The sequence below is a fragment of the Candidatus Planktophila sulfonica genome, from assembly GCF_002288065.1.
Classification (GTDB): domain Bacteria; phylum Actinomycetota; class Actinomycetes; order Nanopelagicales; family Nanopelagicaceae; genus Planktophila; species Planktophila sulfonica.
On record NZ_CP016773.1, the window covers coordinates 1,068,573 to 1,084,211 of the forward strand.

Annotated in this window: 16 protein-coding genes; all 16 read right to left on the minus strand. The window is 49.2% G+C overall.

The genetic code is table 11. The features are described from left to right. Positions 1-8: 8 nt before the first annotated feature. A complete protein-coding gene (locus tag A1sIA56_RS05395; RefSeq protein ID WP_095673902.1) occupies positions 9-1,646 on the minus strand; it encodes a serine aminopeptidase domain-containing protein in 1,638 nt (545 codons plus the stop codon). Then, entirely contained in the window at positions 1,646-2,944 is a 1,299-nt protein-coding gene (locus tag A1sIA56_RS05400; protein WP_095673903.1) for an ABC transporter substrate-binding protein, read from the minus strand. Before A1sIA56_RS05400 ends, A1sIA56_RS05395 begins: the two co-directional genes overlap by 1 nt. Positions 2,945-2,992: 48 nt before the next feature. Then, on the minus strand, positions 2,993-3,970 hold the full coding sequence (locus A1sIA56_RS05405) for a branched-chain amino acid ABC transporter permease (protein ID WP_095673904.1): 978 nt from the start codon (positions 3,968-3,970) through the stop codon (positions 2,993-2,995). After that, positions 3,963-4,871, minus strand: a complete 909-nt coding sequence (locus A1sIA56_RS05410; protein WP_095673905.1) for a branched-chain amino acid ABC transporter permease — start codon at positions 4,869-4,871, stop codon at positions 3,963-3,965. Before A1sIA56_RS05410 ends, A1sIA56_RS05405 begins: the two co-directional genes overlap by 8 nt. Beyond that, positions 4,871-5,581, minus strand: coding sequence for an ABC transporter ATP-binding protein (locus tag A1sIA56_RS05415; protein WP_095673906.1), 711 nt, complete (start codon positions 5,579-5,581; stop codon positions 4,871-4,873). The genes A1sIA56_RS05410 and A1sIA56_RS05415 overlap by 1 nt, the downstream gene beginning before the upstream one ends. Further along, positions 5,582-6,346 carry an ABC transporter ATP-binding protein gene (locus A1sIA56_RS05420; protein WP_095673907.1) on the minus strand — a complete coding sequence of 255 codons (765 nt, stop codon included), beginning with the start codon at positions 6,344-6,346 and terminating at the stop codon, positions 5,582-5,584. Further along, complete coding sequence (gene alr, locus A1sIA56_RS05425; protein WP_095673908.1) at positions 6,336-7,439, minus strand: alanine racemase; 1,104 nt, start codon at positions 7,437-7,439, stop codon at positions 6,336-6,338. The genes A1sIA56_RS05420 and alr overlap by 11 nt, the downstream gene beginning before the upstream one ends. Next, positions 7,436-7,777 (minus strand): holo-ACP synthase, encoded by a 342-nt coding sequence (locus A1sIA56_RS05430; RefSeq protein WP_095673909.1) that lies wholly within the window; start codon positions 7,775-7,777, stop codon positions 7,436-7,438. Before A1sIA56_RS05430 ends, alr begins: the two co-directional genes overlap by 4 nt. Positions 7,778-7,797: 20 nt before the next feature. Further along, positions 7,798-8,466: a phosphatase PAP2 family protein gene (locus tag A1sIA56_RS05435; protein ID WP_223298425.1), complete on the minus strand. Its 669-nt coding sequence runs from the start codon at positions 8,464-8,466 to the stop codon at positions 7,798-7,800. Between the two features lie 3 nt (positions 8,467-8,469). Beyond that, positions 8,470-10,308, minus strand: coding sequence for a glutamine--fructose-6-phosphate transaminase (isomerizing) (gene glmS / locus A1sIA56_RS05440; RefSeq protein ID WP_095673910.1), 1,839 nt, complete (start codon positions 10,306-10,308; stop codon positions 8,470-8,472). A gap of 3 nt (positions 10,309-10,311) precedes the next feature. Continuing rightward, positions 10,312-11,658 (minus strand): phosphoglucosamine mutase, encoded by a 1,347-nt coding sequence (gene glmM, locus A1sIA56_RS05445; protein WP_095673911.1) that lies wholly within the window; start codon positions 11,656-11,658, stop codon positions 10,312-10,314. A gap of 49 nt (positions 11,659-11,707) precedes the next feature. Beyond that, entirely contained in the window at positions 11,708-12,193 is a 486-nt protein-coding gene (gene rpsI, locus A1sIA56_RS05450; protein ID WP_095531057.1) for a 30S ribosomal protein S9, read from the minus strand. Positions 12,194-12,207: 14 nt separating this feature from the next. Next, entirely contained in the window at positions 12,208-12,660 is a 453-nt protein-coding gene (gene rplM / locus A1sIA56_RS05455; protein WP_095673912.1) for a 50S ribosomal protein L13, read from the minus strand. A 140-nt stretch (positions 12,661-12,800) separates the two neighbouring features. After that, positions 12,801-14,402 carry an ABC-F family ATP-binding cassette domain-containing protein gene (locus A1sIA56_RS05460; RefSeq protein ID WP_095673913.1) on the minus strand — a complete coding sequence of 534 codons (1,602 nt, stop codon included), beginning with the start codon at positions 14,400-14,402 and terminating at the stop codon, positions 12,801-12,803. After that, positions 14,402-15,250 carry a tRNA pseudouridine(38-40) synthase TruA gene (gene truA, locus A1sIA56_RS05465; RefSeq protein WP_095673914.1) on the minus strand — a complete coding sequence of 283 codons (849 nt, stop codon included), beginning with the start codon at positions 15,248-15,250 and terminating at the stop codon, positions 14,402-14,404. The genes A1sIA56_RS05460 and truA overlap by 1 nt, the downstream gene beginning before the upstream one ends. Positions 15,251-15,268: 18 nt before the next feature. Then, the gene (gene rplQ / locus A1sIA56_RS05470; RefSeq protein WP_095531053.1) at positions 15,269-15,628 is read right to left on the minus strand and encodes a 50S ribosomal protein L17; all 360 of its coding nucleotides are present in this window, start codon (positions 15,626-15,628) and stop codon (positions 15,269-15,271) included. Between the last annotated feature and the right edge of the window lie 11 nt (positions 15,629-15,639).

Sequence of the window (15,639 nt, forward strand, 5' to 3'; positions counted from 1 at the left end):
ATTATTCGTTACGAGAGTGACTTGAAAGTCGGAACTCGGAACTTGTTGTCATATGACAAGCCAACCTTCTTAGCGGCTGTCACGATTGGTCCCTGGTTAGGGAACTTGCCCGTGTTAACTGCTGCCGCAGCCATCTTTGCAGCGGCTAACCACTGATCTGATGTGTAGAGGCAGTGACCTGTTCCAGCGCCTACTGCAGCGGTGAGATCAGGTGAACCAGCAGCAGTGAACTTGGAGTACTTAGGAGCAGTCTTTGCCCAAAGTGTTACCAACTTATTTACTGGAGCTTGGTAGCTACGTGATTTCTTTGCAGCTGCAATAGCAGCATCCTTAGCTGCAGCGAATTGCTCGCCGTAACCATCGATATACCACTGCGCAACAGATGCAGGAGTGTATTCATCTGATTCCGTTGCAATCATCACAGTTGGCTTCGTGATTGTTCCCTTGAGGCCAATAAGTGATGGAATCTTTGCAACTGCTGACGCATCTGCGGTTTCACGTGGAGTTGCAGCAAGCGCTGCAAGGATTGCATCGGTTGCTGTATTGCCACTGAGTGCCATTGAGAAGATGTCGCGTTCTGCTGAGATACGAGCTGCGTAATCGGTCTTTGTGTTATCGAAGACCTTTCCACCTGCAAGTAATTCTCCATCTGCGATGAGCAAGCTTCCAGCTACGCCAACAGTTCCCATGTTTTCAAGGATTGCAACTGCTGGTGCGATAGCCAATGGATAGAGCTCTTCAGAACCCTTAGGACCTGAAGTTCCATCAACGTGCTTGCTTCGTGTAGGAATTCCTGCCATCAAACCAACTGCAAGAAGTGCAGAGCGTGATGGTATTCCTGCTGCCTGAAGAGCTTTACCTGCAGGGCTTGCTGTATCAGGCCATGCGCCTGATGAAAGTCCAGCTGATAACTTACCGAGAACAGTAAGTACCTTGCCAATGTTTGCAAGCTGCTCTTGCTGACGAACAACAGGATCAGTTGAGTAGCCACCAACCTTGATGCTTGGATCGAAGTAAGCCTTGAATCCGTAAAGCGCATCACCGAAGTAATTAACAAGTGCATCACTTGGATTTGCAGCCGGGCAAGCTAAGACAAGTCCATCTACGAGATCTGGATTTGTCTCAACGAGCTTCTGTGAGTGAATAGTTCCAAGTGACTGACCCCAAGCGATTACCTTCTTGGTTGTTGGGAACTTCTTCTTAAATGCACCGATGAGTTCAACGTTTGCATTAAGCGCCTCAGTAACATTCAAGCTCTGGCGAGAATAGCCAGAACCAGCAACACCGTAACCAGCTGCAACAAGTGCATTGATGACGGTCATATTTCCTTCAGATGCACCAGGACCTGGTTCAGCCGCATTGGTGATTGTGTATGGACCTACTGGAGCAAGAGTTGCTGGGATATTGATTGCTGGACGAATTCCGTGGGACCAGATGAATACTGTTCCGTTGAAGTTCGCTGCTGCGATCATGAGGTATGGAGCGCCATCAGCACCCGCACCTGCGCACTGAGTTACAAACTTAGCAGTGGCGCACTGTGGATCAGCTGCTTGAGCAGTTGATGGAATTGCAACGACCGCTGTCGCTACAAGAGCTGCAGCGGCAACTGTTGTAAAGAAGCGTGACTTACGAGTTGAGATTTTCATTAGTTAGGTAATCCCTTCGCAGGCATTGCTGGGCGCTTGAATGAAGATTCAACAACCGGTCCGCTACCTGAGTCTGTTGTGTAGACGGTGTACTTGCCACCATCTGGCTTAAGTGCACCAGTCTGGTCATATGTACCAATCCAGTACCCAGTTGCACCTACGTGAGATGTCGCTGAATATCCGAGTGGAGTGAGGAATGGGCTCGCGAGTGACGCGCCCTTAGTCTCAATAGTCTTAATCAATCCTGCACGTGTGAGGTTTGAACCAGTTGCCTTGATTGCCTGTACTGCAAGGAAGGCGTTAGACATACCTGCAACAACGTTGTTGTCGAAAGTCTGTGTTGGCTGAGCTGATGCATAGATTGACTGGAATAGCTTGATGTATTCATCAGATGAATCACTTGGTGCTGGAGCGAATGAGAAGCCCTTTGCGCCGAAGAGAAGTGGTACATAGGCCTTATTGCTTGCAGCGATAGTTGTTGCATCGCCACCAACTGAACCTAGAACCCATTGAGTCTTGTAACCGGCAGCGTATGCGTTAGCAAGTGCTGCAGTTGATGCTGATGAAACACCGAAGAGAACTGTTACTTCAGTGCCCGCCGCCTTGAGCTTTGAGATCCAGCCAGCACCTGTTGCAGGTAGTGACTGTGAACCTGATGCGTAAGGTATTGCAGTTGTGAATGTGACGCCTGCCTGCTTGAAGCCAGCTAGCGCATCGCGACCAAAGTCATCGTCCTGGAAGATAAGTGCAATTTTCTTATCTGCATACTTATCCTTGAGGAACTTGCCCATGATCTTTGCTTCCATGTAATAGGAAGGAAGAACTGAGAATGTTGTTGGGTAAGCCTTCTTGTCAGCAAATCCGCTGAATCCTGTATTTACAAAGAGTGAAGGAATTCCGCGCTTAGCGAGCTGTGTTGAAGCTGAAATCGCCTTTGTGCTTGCGGTTCCAAGAGTTCCAACAAGTGCAAAAACTTTATCCTTGAGGATGAGCTCGTTCGCCTTCGCGACAGCAGTTGTTGGGATGTACTGATCGTCCTTGATTACCAAAGTAATCTTGCGACCATTTACTCCACCGTTGGCGTTGACGTAATCAAAGTACGCCTTCATTGCGCCTGGAATCTTGTTATAGCCAGGAGCTGCAATACCAGTCATTGGGACGGTAATACCCAATTTGATTGATGTTGAAGTTACACCTGGATCAGATGCTGCTTGTGCAGGTAACGAGCTAGCTGTCATTGCTACAACTGCTAGCACCGCAGAAGTTAGAGCTAACTTCCGACGATTTGTACGGATCATGTCATTCCTTCCATCGAGGGCCTTTAGGTATTTCCCTAAAGGGATGTTCTAACGCTTTGCTCGCTTTTCATGGCGCGCACGCATTTGTTCGACTGGGCCATTTGGGACAAATAGCACTGTCAAAATTAGTAACGTACTAACCAAGAGACCGGGCAAGTTATTGGCAACTGCCTCTGAGCTCTCGAAACGGTGTACGACCGTATCGACGATTTCAGGTATCGCTACCAATGTCACTGCCCCAATCATTACGCCTCCGAGGGTAGTTACGCCAGATAGCACCGCGCCTGTCGCCAGGGAAAACGAGAGCGCTAGCGGGAAGGCTCCGGGTGAGACAGTGCTGATAGTCATGGCTAAAAGGGCTCCGGCAAGACCAGCTACGCCTGCGCTCACGGTAAATGCGAGGACTTTATTGCGGCCTACATTGATTCCTGCAAGTTCGGCGGCAACATCGTTGCTGCGGACCGCTTTCCAACTTCTGCCGTATCGAGAATTCATAACATTTCGTAACCAATAAATTGTTACGAGAGCTGCCAAAGCTGAGATCCAGAAGTACCACTTGTATTGAGTGAAATCAGCGCCGAGTGATGTTGGTGGTAGACCGATGTCATAGAGAAGACCTTGTTCGCCACCAAGAATCGAAAATTGATTTGCAATAGAAGGAAGACCAATTGCAAGAGCAAGTGTTGTTCCTGCTAAGTACGGGCCGCTTAATCGCGCTGCAGCAAGGCCAAGTAGATAACCACCAAGAGCTGCAGCAAGGACGGCGATACAGAAAGTTAACCAGACTGGAGCTCCCCAGTAATTACGTGAAAGCGCTGCTGCATATCCTCCGATTGCAAGGAGTGCTCCATGTCCTAATGAAACCTGACCTGAATAACCTGTAAGTAAAATAATTGATGCGATAGCAATGACATAGATTGCAACTGTTGCACCTTGGAAGACTCGAAGTTCATCAACTCGATTACTGAGGAGGAAGAGAATTACTCCAAAGAGGATGAAGCCGAATAGAGGGTGTTTCTTAAGCACGGCGACCTGCCTTCGCTCCGATAAATCCTTGTGGGCGAATTAGAAGAACTAGAAGAAGTAGCGCGAAGGCCACGATAAAGACCAACGTTCCGCTGATGTAGATCTGAACAACCGCTAGGACAAGTCCAAGAACAACGGCTCCGAGTACCGCACCCGGCAATGATTCAAGTCCACCGATAACTGCTGCGATAAATCCAAATGTAAGTAAGAGACTGAATTCGAGTGAATCTGGAGATACGGCGCCAGTTCCGTTAACTGTTTGAAGTAGCCCAGCTGCCGCGCCAGCTGCACCTGCGATCGCCCATCCAATTGTGCGAATGGCTCCAACGCGAATTCCTGCAAGCTGTGCGATCTCAGGTGAATAAGCAGATGCGCGAAGTGAAAGTCCCAAGCTGGTCTTCTGGAAAATAAATCCGAGAATAAGAACCATCCCAATGACAGTAAGCAGTACAAGTAAATTCATTGGAGACAGAGCGATGGTGTCTTCGCCAATCTTGAACCCAACCTTAGAAAGCGGAGGCTGGATTTGAATATCTTGGTTGCCCCAAATGAAACCAATTGTTGCTCGAATAAAACCGAGCAATCCAAGAGTTGCGATGATGGGAACGATGCCCGCAACCGGACCGGTGGTGCTGTGTTTAATCAAAGTGCGGATCAAAAGGATCTCGACCAGTGCGCTAAATAGAGCTCCGAGAATCATCGCGAGAGGAAGTGCAATCCAAAAGTTGCCTGTGCGCTGCACAAGTTCGAAACCAATGTATGTAGAAAGAAGCGCCATGCCTGCTTGAGCGAAGTTGATGACTCGGGTTGAACGCCATACTAAAACCATTGCGATTGCCATTAGCGCATAAATTGAACCGGCACCGATTCCGATGAGAAGCATGTCAATAAATTGAGTCATTAGTACCCCAAGTAAGCAGTACGCACTGCTGGGTCGGCGATGAGATCTGCTGCGCTTCCTGAAATTGCGACTCGGCCAAGGTTGAGAACTACCGCAGAATCTGCAATTTTGAGAGCGCCCATTGCATTCTGTTCTACGAGAACAACGGTGAGATTCATAGCGTCGACGATTCCGCGAATTGTTTGAAAGATTTGTTCGATAACAAGTGGAGCAAGACCGAGTGAGGGCTCGTCAAGAAGAAGTAACTTTGGCTTAGACATCAGCGCGCGACCGATAGCGAGCATCTGACGTTCTCCCCCAGATAACGTATCTGCGCGTTGTTCAAGACGTTCACCGAGTCGAGGGAAAAGATCGATTACTTGCTGTTTTGTTTCAGCCGCCTCTTTCTTATTACGGCGCCAGAGCGCACCTAAATCTAAGTTCTCTTCAACGGTAAGTTCGGCAACAACTGACTTTCCTTCTGATACATGTGAAACACCTTGGCGAACATGGGATTCAGGCTTGCCATGCAAGAGGTTGTGATCGCCCCAATGCGCAGTGCCTTCTGTTGCCTTATTAAGTCCCGAAAGAGTGCGAAGTAGCGTTGATTTACCAGCGCCATTTGCACCAATAACGGCTGAGAGCTTTCCGGTTTCGACGGTAAATGAAACCCCGCTGATGGCACGGATTGCACCGTGGTCGACAATCAAATCTTTTACTACGAGGCTCACTTATGCCCCCGTTCCGAGATAGGCAGCAATCACTGCAGGATCGCGACGAACGACTTCGGCTGAGCCACTTGAAATTACTTCACCGAAGTTAAGAACATAGAGACGATCGCACACCGACATCACAACATCCATATGGTGTTCAACGATGAGCACTGACATGTGCGCTGTGAGGTTACGGATAAGGCCGTTCATCCACTCAATATCTTGCGGTCCAAGTCCACCTGCTGGTTCATCGAGCATCAAGACTTTAGGTTCGCTGACAAGTGCGCGAGCGATAGCAACGCGCTTCGTGTCAGGATAAGCAAGAGTGCTGGCACGGCGATCTGCGAGGGCGCCGGCATACACGCGTTCGAGCGCTGCCATAGAGCGCTCTGCAAGCTCTGCTTCATCGCGAGTGTTCTTTCCAAAACTTGCTGAGATCAATCCAGTCTTTGCGAACTTCTGCGCACCAATCATCACATTTTCTAGAACTGTGAGATCAGGAAATAATCCAACACCTTGAAGAGTGCGCGCGATTCCTAGGTCTGCTAATTGATCTGTCCGTGGCCAAGAACGTTCTTCGCCTTCGAAAGAGAATGTTCCTGAATCGGGAGTTACTAATCCGCAGATAGCGTTAAAGAGAGTTGTCTTACCAGCGCCGTTGGGCCCGATGACTCCGACGACCTCATTCTTATGAAGATCGAGATAGACATCATGGAGAGCGCGTAGCCCACCAAAGGAGACAGAGACGCCTTTGGCTTGCAGGAGCGGTGAATTAGTAGACATGGGCTGCGTAGATTCTAGGCACACGAGGACCGATTCGTGTAACTATCTCGTAGTTAATTGTCTGTGAAGCTGCGCCCCAATCATCAGCTGTGAACTCACCATGCGAGCCATTGCCAAAAATCACAACCCAATCACCGGATTGCGCCTTTGATTGCGCACCTAAATCAACGACAAATTGATCCATAGAAACTCGGCCAATGCTGAACGCTTTCTTACCTGCTGACCAGACCCCTGCTCCATGAGCTATACGAGGAATTCCATCTGCATAACCCATAGCAATCACACCAAGTTTGGTATCAGCTGTTGTGCTTTCAGATGCGCCATAACCCACCGGTGTATCTGCAGGAACATCTTTAACAAGATACATCGCGGCGCGAAGTTGCATCGCTGGTCTTAATGCAAGGCTCTGAGAATTACCGAGTGTCTTCACATCGGGAGAAAGTCCATACATCGCAATTCCGGTACGGACCATATCGAAGGCTGCTGCGTGATTTTTTATTGTTGCAGCCGAATTTGATAAGTGGCGAATAACGTTGGTGAATCCAAATGAGCGAACTCGTTCAACCATATCGTTAAATCGAGCAAGTTGTTCATCGTTCTGCGCTTCGCCGGGTTCGTCGGCGCGAGCAAAGTGAGAGAAGATTCCAACAACTTCTACGTTCTTTAAATGTTCTGCAGTGAGCTGGTCCCATTCAGAAAGGAATCCCCCACGAGTCATACCAGTGTCGACTTCGAGATGAACACGCGCTTTCTTGCTTTCAGATGCATCTGATATCTCTTGCAGGGCTTTCAGTGAAGCTGCCGCTACATCAATATCGAGTTCGATCGCCTTCTTGAAATCTGAACCAGGTTGAACCAACCACGCAAGAATCGGCGCTTCAATACCGGCCTCTCGAAGAGCAATCGCTTCTTCAAGAAGAGCAACACCTAGATAATCAGCGCCAGCAGAAATTGCCGCCTTCGCAACGGGAACAAGTCCATGTCCATATGCATCGGCTTTTACGACAGCGAGAAGCTTTGTTCCGGCAGTCTTCTTCAATAGCTCAACATTGTGCTTAATTGCGCTGAGATCAACGATTACTTCTGCTCTCATCGCTCAACCACCACCATGGCGGATGCGATTCCGCCATCATGTGAAAGAGATAGGTGTACGTGCGCACCATCTACGAGATCTGCGATTTCGCCGCGGAATAAGAACTCAGGCTTTCCGTTGGGAGCGCTGATGACTTCTGCTTCATGCCATTGCAGGCCATGGCTTGGGCTTAACGCCTTATAGAGAGCTTCCTTTGCAGCAAAGCGAGCAGCAAGTGATTGAGAATTTAACGTGCGCTCAGATTCGGTAAATAACTTTTCGCGCAGGCTTGGGGTGCGTTCAAGGGATTCGAGGAATCGGGCAATATCCACGACATCGATGCCGATTCCATCAATCATGGGAGCGAGTGTATTAGGCGCTAGTGAAGTTGGCTATCAGATGGAAAGAAGCGATCTATCGCAATGATGAGGACTAGAAGCGCTCCACCTAGAAGTAATCCGCCGAATAAATCAAGGAACCAATGCGTATTTCGAAGAAGAGAGACGACGCAGACTGTCAGTGAAAGTAGGCCTACGCCAGCACTTGCTAGGCGACCGTTGTAGCGATCGACATGTGCGTAGCGATAGATGAGATAGGCGACAACGCCCCAGATAAAGATTGCATTTGAGGCATGGCCACTTGGATAAGACATTCCACCTGCGTGCAAAATATCGAGACCGTCGCGCGGCTTTGTACGACCTAAACCATATTTAAATGCGCCCACAACAACATTAAGAGAGATGAATGACAATAGACCGAGGTTGATTGGTCTCCAGGTTTTAAAGCGCTTTGAAATATAGAGAGCGACAATCAGTAAGGAAATTCCAGAGACGCTGCGAAGACCTAAATCATCGAGTCGGCGAACGATGAATCCGACTGTGCCGGTAAAGCGTGGGTGTTCAAGATTATTAAGTTCGCGGTCGATGCGAATGAGAAAGCCATTAGTAAGTACTTGGTAGGTGATGTAGAGATATCCAGCAAATAAGCCTGCTGACCACTTCAGTGCGCGACGCATCTGTCGCTGGCGCTGATCTAGAACTGTTGGCATCTCTTACTCGACTGTTACAGATTTAGCTAAGTTTCGTGGCTGATCGACATCTGTTCCGCGAGCAACCGCAATCTCATATGCAAATACCTGCAGTGGAACTGTTGCGAGAACTGGCTGGAAGAGAGGAGAAGCAACCGGGATACGAATGATGTGCTCGGCGCCAATTACTTCAGCACCTTCTGGCGCAATAACCACAACGCGAGCACCGCGCGCCTTTACTTCCTGAATGTTGCTGAGCATTTTCTCATCGAGTGCGTGCTCATCCTTGGTTGGAAGAATTGCAATCACTGCAGTGCCTTCTTCAATCAGAGCGATAGGACCATGCTTAAGTTCGCCACCTGCAAAACCTTCGGCGTGAATATAGGCAAGCTCTTTGAGCTTGAGTGCGCCTTCAAGTGCAACTGGATATTCGATGCCACGACCTAAGAAGAGGACGGTGTTGTTCTTTACAAATTTACGAGTAAGTTCGCGAAGCGGTTCGATGGTTTCGAGGATTTGTTCAACTTGTCCAGGAAGTTCGAGCATCTCGTTATAGAGGCTCTTTACCTGCGCATCGGTAAGCGTTCCGCGCACTTGTCCAAGTTTGAGGCCAATCAAATAGACAGCAACAATCTGAGTAAGAAATGCCTTCGTTGATGCAACAGCAATTTCTGGTCCTGCATGTGTGTACAGCACTGCATCTGATTCGCGAGGAATAGTTGAAGAGTTTGTATTGCAGACTGCGAGTACTCGAGCACCCGCGGCTTTCGCATGGCGCACAGCCATGAGTAGATCCATGGTTTCACCAGATTGTGAAATAGCGATAACAAGAGAATCTTTATCAACGATTGGATCGCGGTAACGGTATTCGGATGCGATTTCTACATCGACTGGAACCTTTGCCCACTTTTCAATTGCATACTTTGCGACCATGCCTGCGTGATAAGCAGTTCCGCAGGCAATGACTGAGATGCGCTTAATCTTCTTGATTTCATCATCGCTCATATGAAGTTCATCGAGCAGAACTTGATCGTTATCGCTCAAGCGACCAATCAAGGTGTCAGCGATTGCCTTTGGTTGATCAAAGATTTCTTTGAGCATGAAGTGCGCGAAACCACCCTTTTGAGCAGCTGCTGCATCCCACGTGATTTCGTACTCTTTCAGTGGAAGCGCTTTGCCATCAAGGTCGCAGATTGCGATGCCTTCAGGGCTAATTGTGACAACTTCATCTTGGCCGAGTTCGACAGCTCGCTTGGTGTAATCGATAAAGGCTGCAACATCGGATGCGAGGAAGTTCTCGCCTTTACCTAAGCCTGCAACAAGTGGTGAATTACGGCGAACGCCCACAATTGTTTGGGGTGCATCAGCATGGATTGCGAGAAGGGTAAAAGAACCGCGAAGGCGGCGAACTGCAGCGCGCATTGCGGCTGTGAGATCACCACCGTGTTCTTTGCGGAGTTCAGATAGAAGGTGCGCTACAGATTCAGTATCTGTCTCAGATTCAAACTTATGGCCGCGCTTTTCAAGTTCTGCTTTGAGTTCTGAGTAATTTTCGATGATTCCGTTGTGAATGACAGCGAGCTTGCCCTCGTTATCTAAATGAGGATGCGCGTTGCGATCTGTTGGCCCACCGTGGGTTGCCCAACGAGTGTGGCCGATTCCTGAATGAACAGTTGGGAGATTGGCAGGAAGTGCACCTTCAAGGTTGGCGAGCTTTCCTGCACGCTTTTCTACAAAGAGAGATGTTCCGGTTCCGAGTGCAATACCTGCTGAGTCATACCCGCGGTATTCGAGGCGACGCAGACCTTCAACGATGGGAGTGAATGCAGATTGTGGTCCTGTGTAACCCACGATTCCGCACACGAATTAATTCCCCAGTTCTGCCTTAACTACTGCAGCAAGTGATGCTGCGATTTCTTGTGCAAGGTTATCACTCGCGGCTTCGACCATGACTCTAATGAGTGGTTCGGTACCTGAGGCACGAAGTAATACTCGGCCATCATCGCCCAATGTGGATTCTGCCTTTGCAACAGCATCCGCAATTGCCTTCGAAGTGCTGAGCTTCTCTTTAGCAACGTTAGGAACGTTGATCAAAACCTGTGGGAAGCGCTTCATCGTTGCCGCAAGTTCGGCGAGTGACTTCTTGGTGCGAACTACTTCTTGAGCTAATTGAAGAGCGGTGAGGATTCCATCTCCGGTATTTGCGAATTCGCGCATGATGAGGTGGCCTGATTGTTCGCCGCCCAATGAGAAATCGCCTTCCAGCATCTTCTCGAGAACGTAACGATCACCCACTGCTGTTGTGACAACGTCGATTCCCGATTCCTTCATCGCGTGCATAAATCCAAGGTTGCTCATCACTGTTCCAACGATTGTGTTGGACTTAAGTGCTCCACGTTCTTTAAATCCGCGACCCAGAATTGTCATGATCGCATCGCCATCAATGACGTTGCCTTGTGCATCTACTGCCAGGCAGCGATCGGCATCGCCATCGTGTGCGATTCCAAAGTCAGCGCCTTCGGCAACAACGCGTGCCTGTAAATCTTCGAGGTGAGTCGATCCGCAATTCTCGTTGATATTCCAACCATCTGGCGCGTGATGAATTGCAATAACGGTTGCTCCGGCCTTTTCATAAGCTTGAGGTCCGACAACAGATGAGGCGCCATTTGCACAGTCGACAACAATCTTTAAACCCTTAAGAGGAGTTGAAACCGATGCGAGCAAGTGGTTGAGGTAGCGATCACTTGCTGTCTCATCAAAATTAATGCGACCAACGCCGCGACCAGTGGGACGTGTCCATGGCTCGCCCATACGCTTTTCAATCGCTGCTTCAATTGCGTCATCGAGCTTTCCGCCGCCGCGTGAGAACAACTTAATTCCGTTATCGGGCATTGGGTTGTGAGAAGCAGAGATCATGACACCAAGGTCGGCACCGGATTCTCCGACGAGGTAAGCAATGGCTGGAGTCGGTAGAACACCTACGCGATAGACATCGATACCTGCACTTGCAAGACCTGCAGCAACGGCTGCTTCCAGGAATTCACCAGATGCGCGTGAATCTTGACCAACGATTGCGCGTGGGCGCTTGCCCTTATTCGATGATGATTCAACGAGGATATGAGCTGCAGCTACTGCGACATCGAGAGCTACTTCAGCTGTGAGGGTTTCGCTATTTGCTAAAGCACGAATCCCGTCTGTTCCAAAGAGAGCCATAACAACTCCTTTACTGCAGGAACAAACGGGATATCGAGATAAAAAAGAATTAACGCTTTGAGTACTGTGAACGCTTACGCGCCTTCTTAAGGCCGTACTTCTTACGTTCGATAACGCGTGCATCGCGCTTGAGGAAGCCAGCCTTCTTAAGTGCTGGACGGTTTGCCTCTGTATCAATCTCGTTCAATGAACGAGCAACACCGAGACGAAGTGCGCCAGCCTGACCTGAAACTCCACCACCGTTGATGCGTGCAAATACATCGTATGTATTTTCAGCGCCTACTGTGCGGAATGGCTCAGAGACGAGCTGCTGGTGAACCTTGTTTGGGAAATACGCTTCAAGTGTCTTGCCGTTAACAACCCAACGACCTGTACCTGGTACGAGACGAACGCGAGCAACTGCTTCCTTACGGCGACCTGTACCAGCACCTGGTGCTGTGATTGCCTTGCGGTTAGTTGCAGCTGCAGGAGTTGAAGAAGAGTAAGAAGTTGGTGTCTCTGTCTCGTCTAGCTCGTTGAAAGTTGTATCTGACATATCTTCTTTATCCCTTACTTAGCGATCTGTGAAACTTGAGTGAATACATATGGTGTTGGTGCCTGTGCAGCATGTGGATGCTCTGGACCTGCGTAAACCTTGAGCTTTGATGCAACCTGTGCGCCAAGACGGTTCTTAGGAAGCATTCCCTTGATTGCCTTTTCTACTGCACGTGTTGGGTGCTTCTCGATGAGTTCGCCGTAAACAGTCGATGTAAGACCGCCTGGGAAACCTGAGTGGTGGTGTGCAAACTTTGTAAGCGCCTTGTTGCCAGAGAGTGCGATCTTCTCTGCGTTGATGATGATGACGAAGTCACCCATATCCATGTGTGGCGCGAATGTTGCCTTGTGCTTTCCGCGAAGAAGAACTGCAGCGTGAGTTGCAAGACGACCGAGCACAACATCTTGTGCATCGATGACGTGCCACTTACGGACGACGTCTCCTGCCTTAGGGCTATATGTACGCATGCTTTATTACCTTCTTCTTTTAAGTTGAGCTTAGGACTTACGTGTAGCGCCTCGCTGGCGCAGGAGGGGAACTTTACCTTTCATGCGGGGGGTGGGTCAAAATGGCCCAAAAGCCCGCGTGAACCTGGGCTCAGAAATCCTTAGAAATCGAAGACTGGCTCAGGGCTCTCGTAGACCTGGCCATCGGCCCCAAAGACCAAGAATCTGTTAAATCCACGGGTGAACCAGCGGTCGTGGGTTACCGATAAGACGGTGCCTTCATATTGATCGAGTGCGTGCTCTAGAGATTCGGCGCTCGCTAAATCTAAGTTATCTGTTGGCTCATCAAGAAGTAGCAGAGTTGAACCAGAAAGTTCGAGCAGCAAGATCTGGAAGCGCGCTTGCTGTCCCCCAGAAAGGGATGTGAACTTCTGTTCTGCCTGCTTATCAATTTCATATTTACGAAGCACGCTCTTTGCTGGCCCAAGCTGCAACGAATAGGTCTCCCAGAGAATTTCAAGAAGAGTCTTGCCTTCAAACTCAGGGTGCGAATGTGTCTGTGCGAAGTAACCAATTTCAACACGTGCACCAACTTTAAAGTTGCCTGCGTACTTCACCGTTTCATCACCAGAGATCATGCGGAAGAAGTGCGACTTACCTGTGCCGTTCTTGCCGAGAACTGCAATGCGATCACCGAAGAAGACTTCAAAGTTAAATGGTTCGGTTAGGTTTGCAATTGCCACGTTTTCAAAGGTGAGCACACGTAAACCCGTGCGTCCTCCACGCAAACCGACCTTTACATCTTGCTCGACAGGAGGTGCTTCTGGCGCGCCAGCTTCTTCAAATTTACGAAGACGTGTCTGCATCGCATGATATTTATTTGCCATATCAGGAGAGCTTGCAGCTTGCACCTGAAGGGTGCGAACCAAATCAATCAGACGCTGATGTTCTTGCTCCCAGCGAAGTAGTAACTCGGCAAATCTTTCATTGCGAGCTTTGCGAGCTTCATGCCAAGTATCAAACTTTGCGCCATGAACCCAAGCAGTATTTCCATTGACGCCTTGTTCGAGCGCCACAATTCGAGTCGCTGTGTTCTGCAAAAGCTCACGATCGTGGCTGACGAAAAGAACCGATTTCTTCGTCTCTCCAATTACTTTTTCAAGCCATCGCTTTGATGGAACATCAAGGTAGTTATCTGGCTCATCGAGAAGCAGCACTTCTTCGGGACCTTCAAGCAATGCGCGCAGAACTAACTTCTTCTGCTCTCCCCCAGACAGAGTATTCACTTTGCGCTCGGCAACTTCATCAAATGATTTACCGAGCATTTCGGTGCAGCATTTATCCCAGATGACTTCGAAGTCATAGCCACCGCAATCGCCCCAATCGATAATTGCTTGGGCATAGGCCATCTGGCTCTTCTCAGAACCATCTTCATTCATAACCTTTTCGGTCTCAATAATCTTTGCCGCAGCATCGCGAATACGAGCCGGGGCCACAGAGATAAGAATTTCGCGCACCGTTGTTTCATCGCGCACAGAACCGATGAACTGACGCATAACTCCGAGGCCGCCTGTAATTGCAACGCTTCCTTGATCCGGTGAAATATCTCCGCAGATCATGCGAATAAGAGTTGTCTTTCCTGATCCGTTGGGACCAATCAGCGCAACTTTTGCGCCATCGCCTACGCGGAATGAGACATCGTTCAGTAAGACGCGTCCATCAGATAGCGAATATTCAACAGCTGAAACATCAATATGTCCCACTAGTCGCTGCCATCTCTCTTGCCGATGGTGACCTTTGCGCGTTCAAGAAGTTGATCATTAGTTGGGTAATCCACGCGATAGAGGCTTAAGCCGCGCGCAGGAAAGACAAGTGAGTCCGACACTCGCTCTTTATTGGCCAGTAGTTCAGCCATCCAACTTGGATCTTTGCGACCATCGGCAACGCAGACAACTGCGCCCACAAGGTTTCGAACCATGGAATAACAGAAGGCATCGGCGACAACATCTGCAACGAGCAAACCATCTTCAGTGCGCTTCCACTCATACTTTTCGAGAGAGCGAATAGTTGTTCCACCTTGGCGGAACTTACAGAAGGCAGCAAAGTCATGGTGGCCGATAACGAGCTTGCTCGCTTCATTCATTCGATTAACGTCGAGTGGGCGATACCAAGATGCAACGTCATATCGAGAAAGCGGTGGAATCACATCGTTGTTGTCGATGATCTTGTAAACGTAGTATCGGCGTAGGGCGGAAAAACGTGCGTGGAATCCTTCGGGGGCATCGGTGATATTCATGATGCGAACATCTTCATCGAGGATGCGGTTGAGTTTGTATCTGAAATCTATGTAGTTGAGATCTCCGGCAAACATCGCATCAGGCAGATCAACGTGGATTACCTGCCCAGTTGCGTGAACGCCTGCATCGGTTCGTCCGGCCACAATTGAGTTGGTATCTGTTCGCGAGATACGTGAAATTGCCTCTTCAACAAGATCCTGAATTGTGCGACGGTCAGGTTGTGCGCCCCAGCCAAAGAAGTTGGTGCCGTCGTAGGCGATATCGATCCTTAAACGACGAAACCCACTCTCAGGAAAGAGAGTGGGCTGCGCCATCGTAAGAGTTACTTAGTTTTACTTATCTGTTACGAGTTCGATCACTGCCATAGGAGCGTTGTCGCCCTTACGTGGACCGATCTTTGTAATACGTGTGTATCCACCTTCGCGGTTAGCGAATGTAGGTGCAATCACTGTGAAGAGCTGGTGTACAACGCTCTTGTTAGCGATACGCGCCATTACTTCACGACGAGCAGGTAGGTCGCCCTTCTTACCGAAGGTGATCAACTTTTCAGCAAGTGGACGAAGACGCTTCGCCTTTGCTTCTGTAGTTGTGATCTTTCCGTGCTCGAACAATTGCTCAGCAAGAGTACGAAGAATCAAGCGCTCGTGTGATGGGCCTGAACCCAAACGTGGGCCTTTAGTTGGCTTTGGCATTGTCTTCTCCC

Bases quoted from the DNA above. Each gene is read 5' to 3' on its own strand.
- A1sIA56_RS05395 (WP_095673902.1), bottom strand. From the start codon at position 1,646: ATGAAAATCTCAACTCGTAAGTCACGCTTCTTTACAACAGTTGCCGCT.
- A1sIA56_RS05400 (WP_095673903.1), bottom strand. From the start codon at position 2,944: ATGATCCGTACAAATCGTCGGAAGTTAGCTCTAACTTCTGCGGTGCTA.
- A1sIA56_RS05410 (WP_095673905.1), bottom strand. From the start codon at position 4,871: ATGACTCAATTTATTGACATGCTTCTCATCGGAATCGGTGCCGGTTCA.
- A1sIA56_RS05420 (WP_095673907.1), bottom strand. From the start codon at position 6,346: ATGTCTACTAATTCACCGCTCCTGCAAGCCAAAGGCGTCTCTGTCTCC.
- alr (WP_095673908.1), bottom strand. From the start codon at position 7,439: ATGAGAGCAGAAGTAATCGTTGATCTCAGCGCAATTAAGCACAATGTT.
- A1sIA56_RS05430 (WP_095673909.1), bottom strand. From the start codon at position 7,777: ATGATTGATGGAATCGGCATCGATGTCGTGGATATTGCCCGATTCCTC.
- A1sIA56_RS05435 (WP_223298425.1), bottom strand. From the start codon at position 8,466: ATGCCAACAGTTCTAGATCAGCGCCAGCGACAGATGCGTCGCGCACTG.
- glmM (WP_095673911.1), bottom strand. From the start codon at position 11,658: ATGGCTCTCTTTGGAACAGACGGGATTCGTGCTTTAGCAAATAGCGAA.
- rpsI (WP_095531057.1), bottom strand. From the start codon at position 12,193: ATGTCAGATACAACTTTCAACGAGCTAGACGAGACAGAGACACCAACT.
- rplM (WP_095673912.1), bottom strand. From the start codon at position 12,660: ATGCGTACATATAGCCCTAAGGCAGGAGACGTCGTCCGTAAGTGGCAC.
- truA (WP_095673914.1), bottom strand. From the start codon at position 15,250: ATGGCGCAGCCCACTCTCTTTCCTGAGAGTGGGTTTCGTCGTTTAAGG.
- rplQ (WP_095531053.1), bottom strand. From the start codon at position 15,628: ATGCCAAAGCCAACTAAAGGCCCACGTTTGGGTTCAGGCCCATCACAC.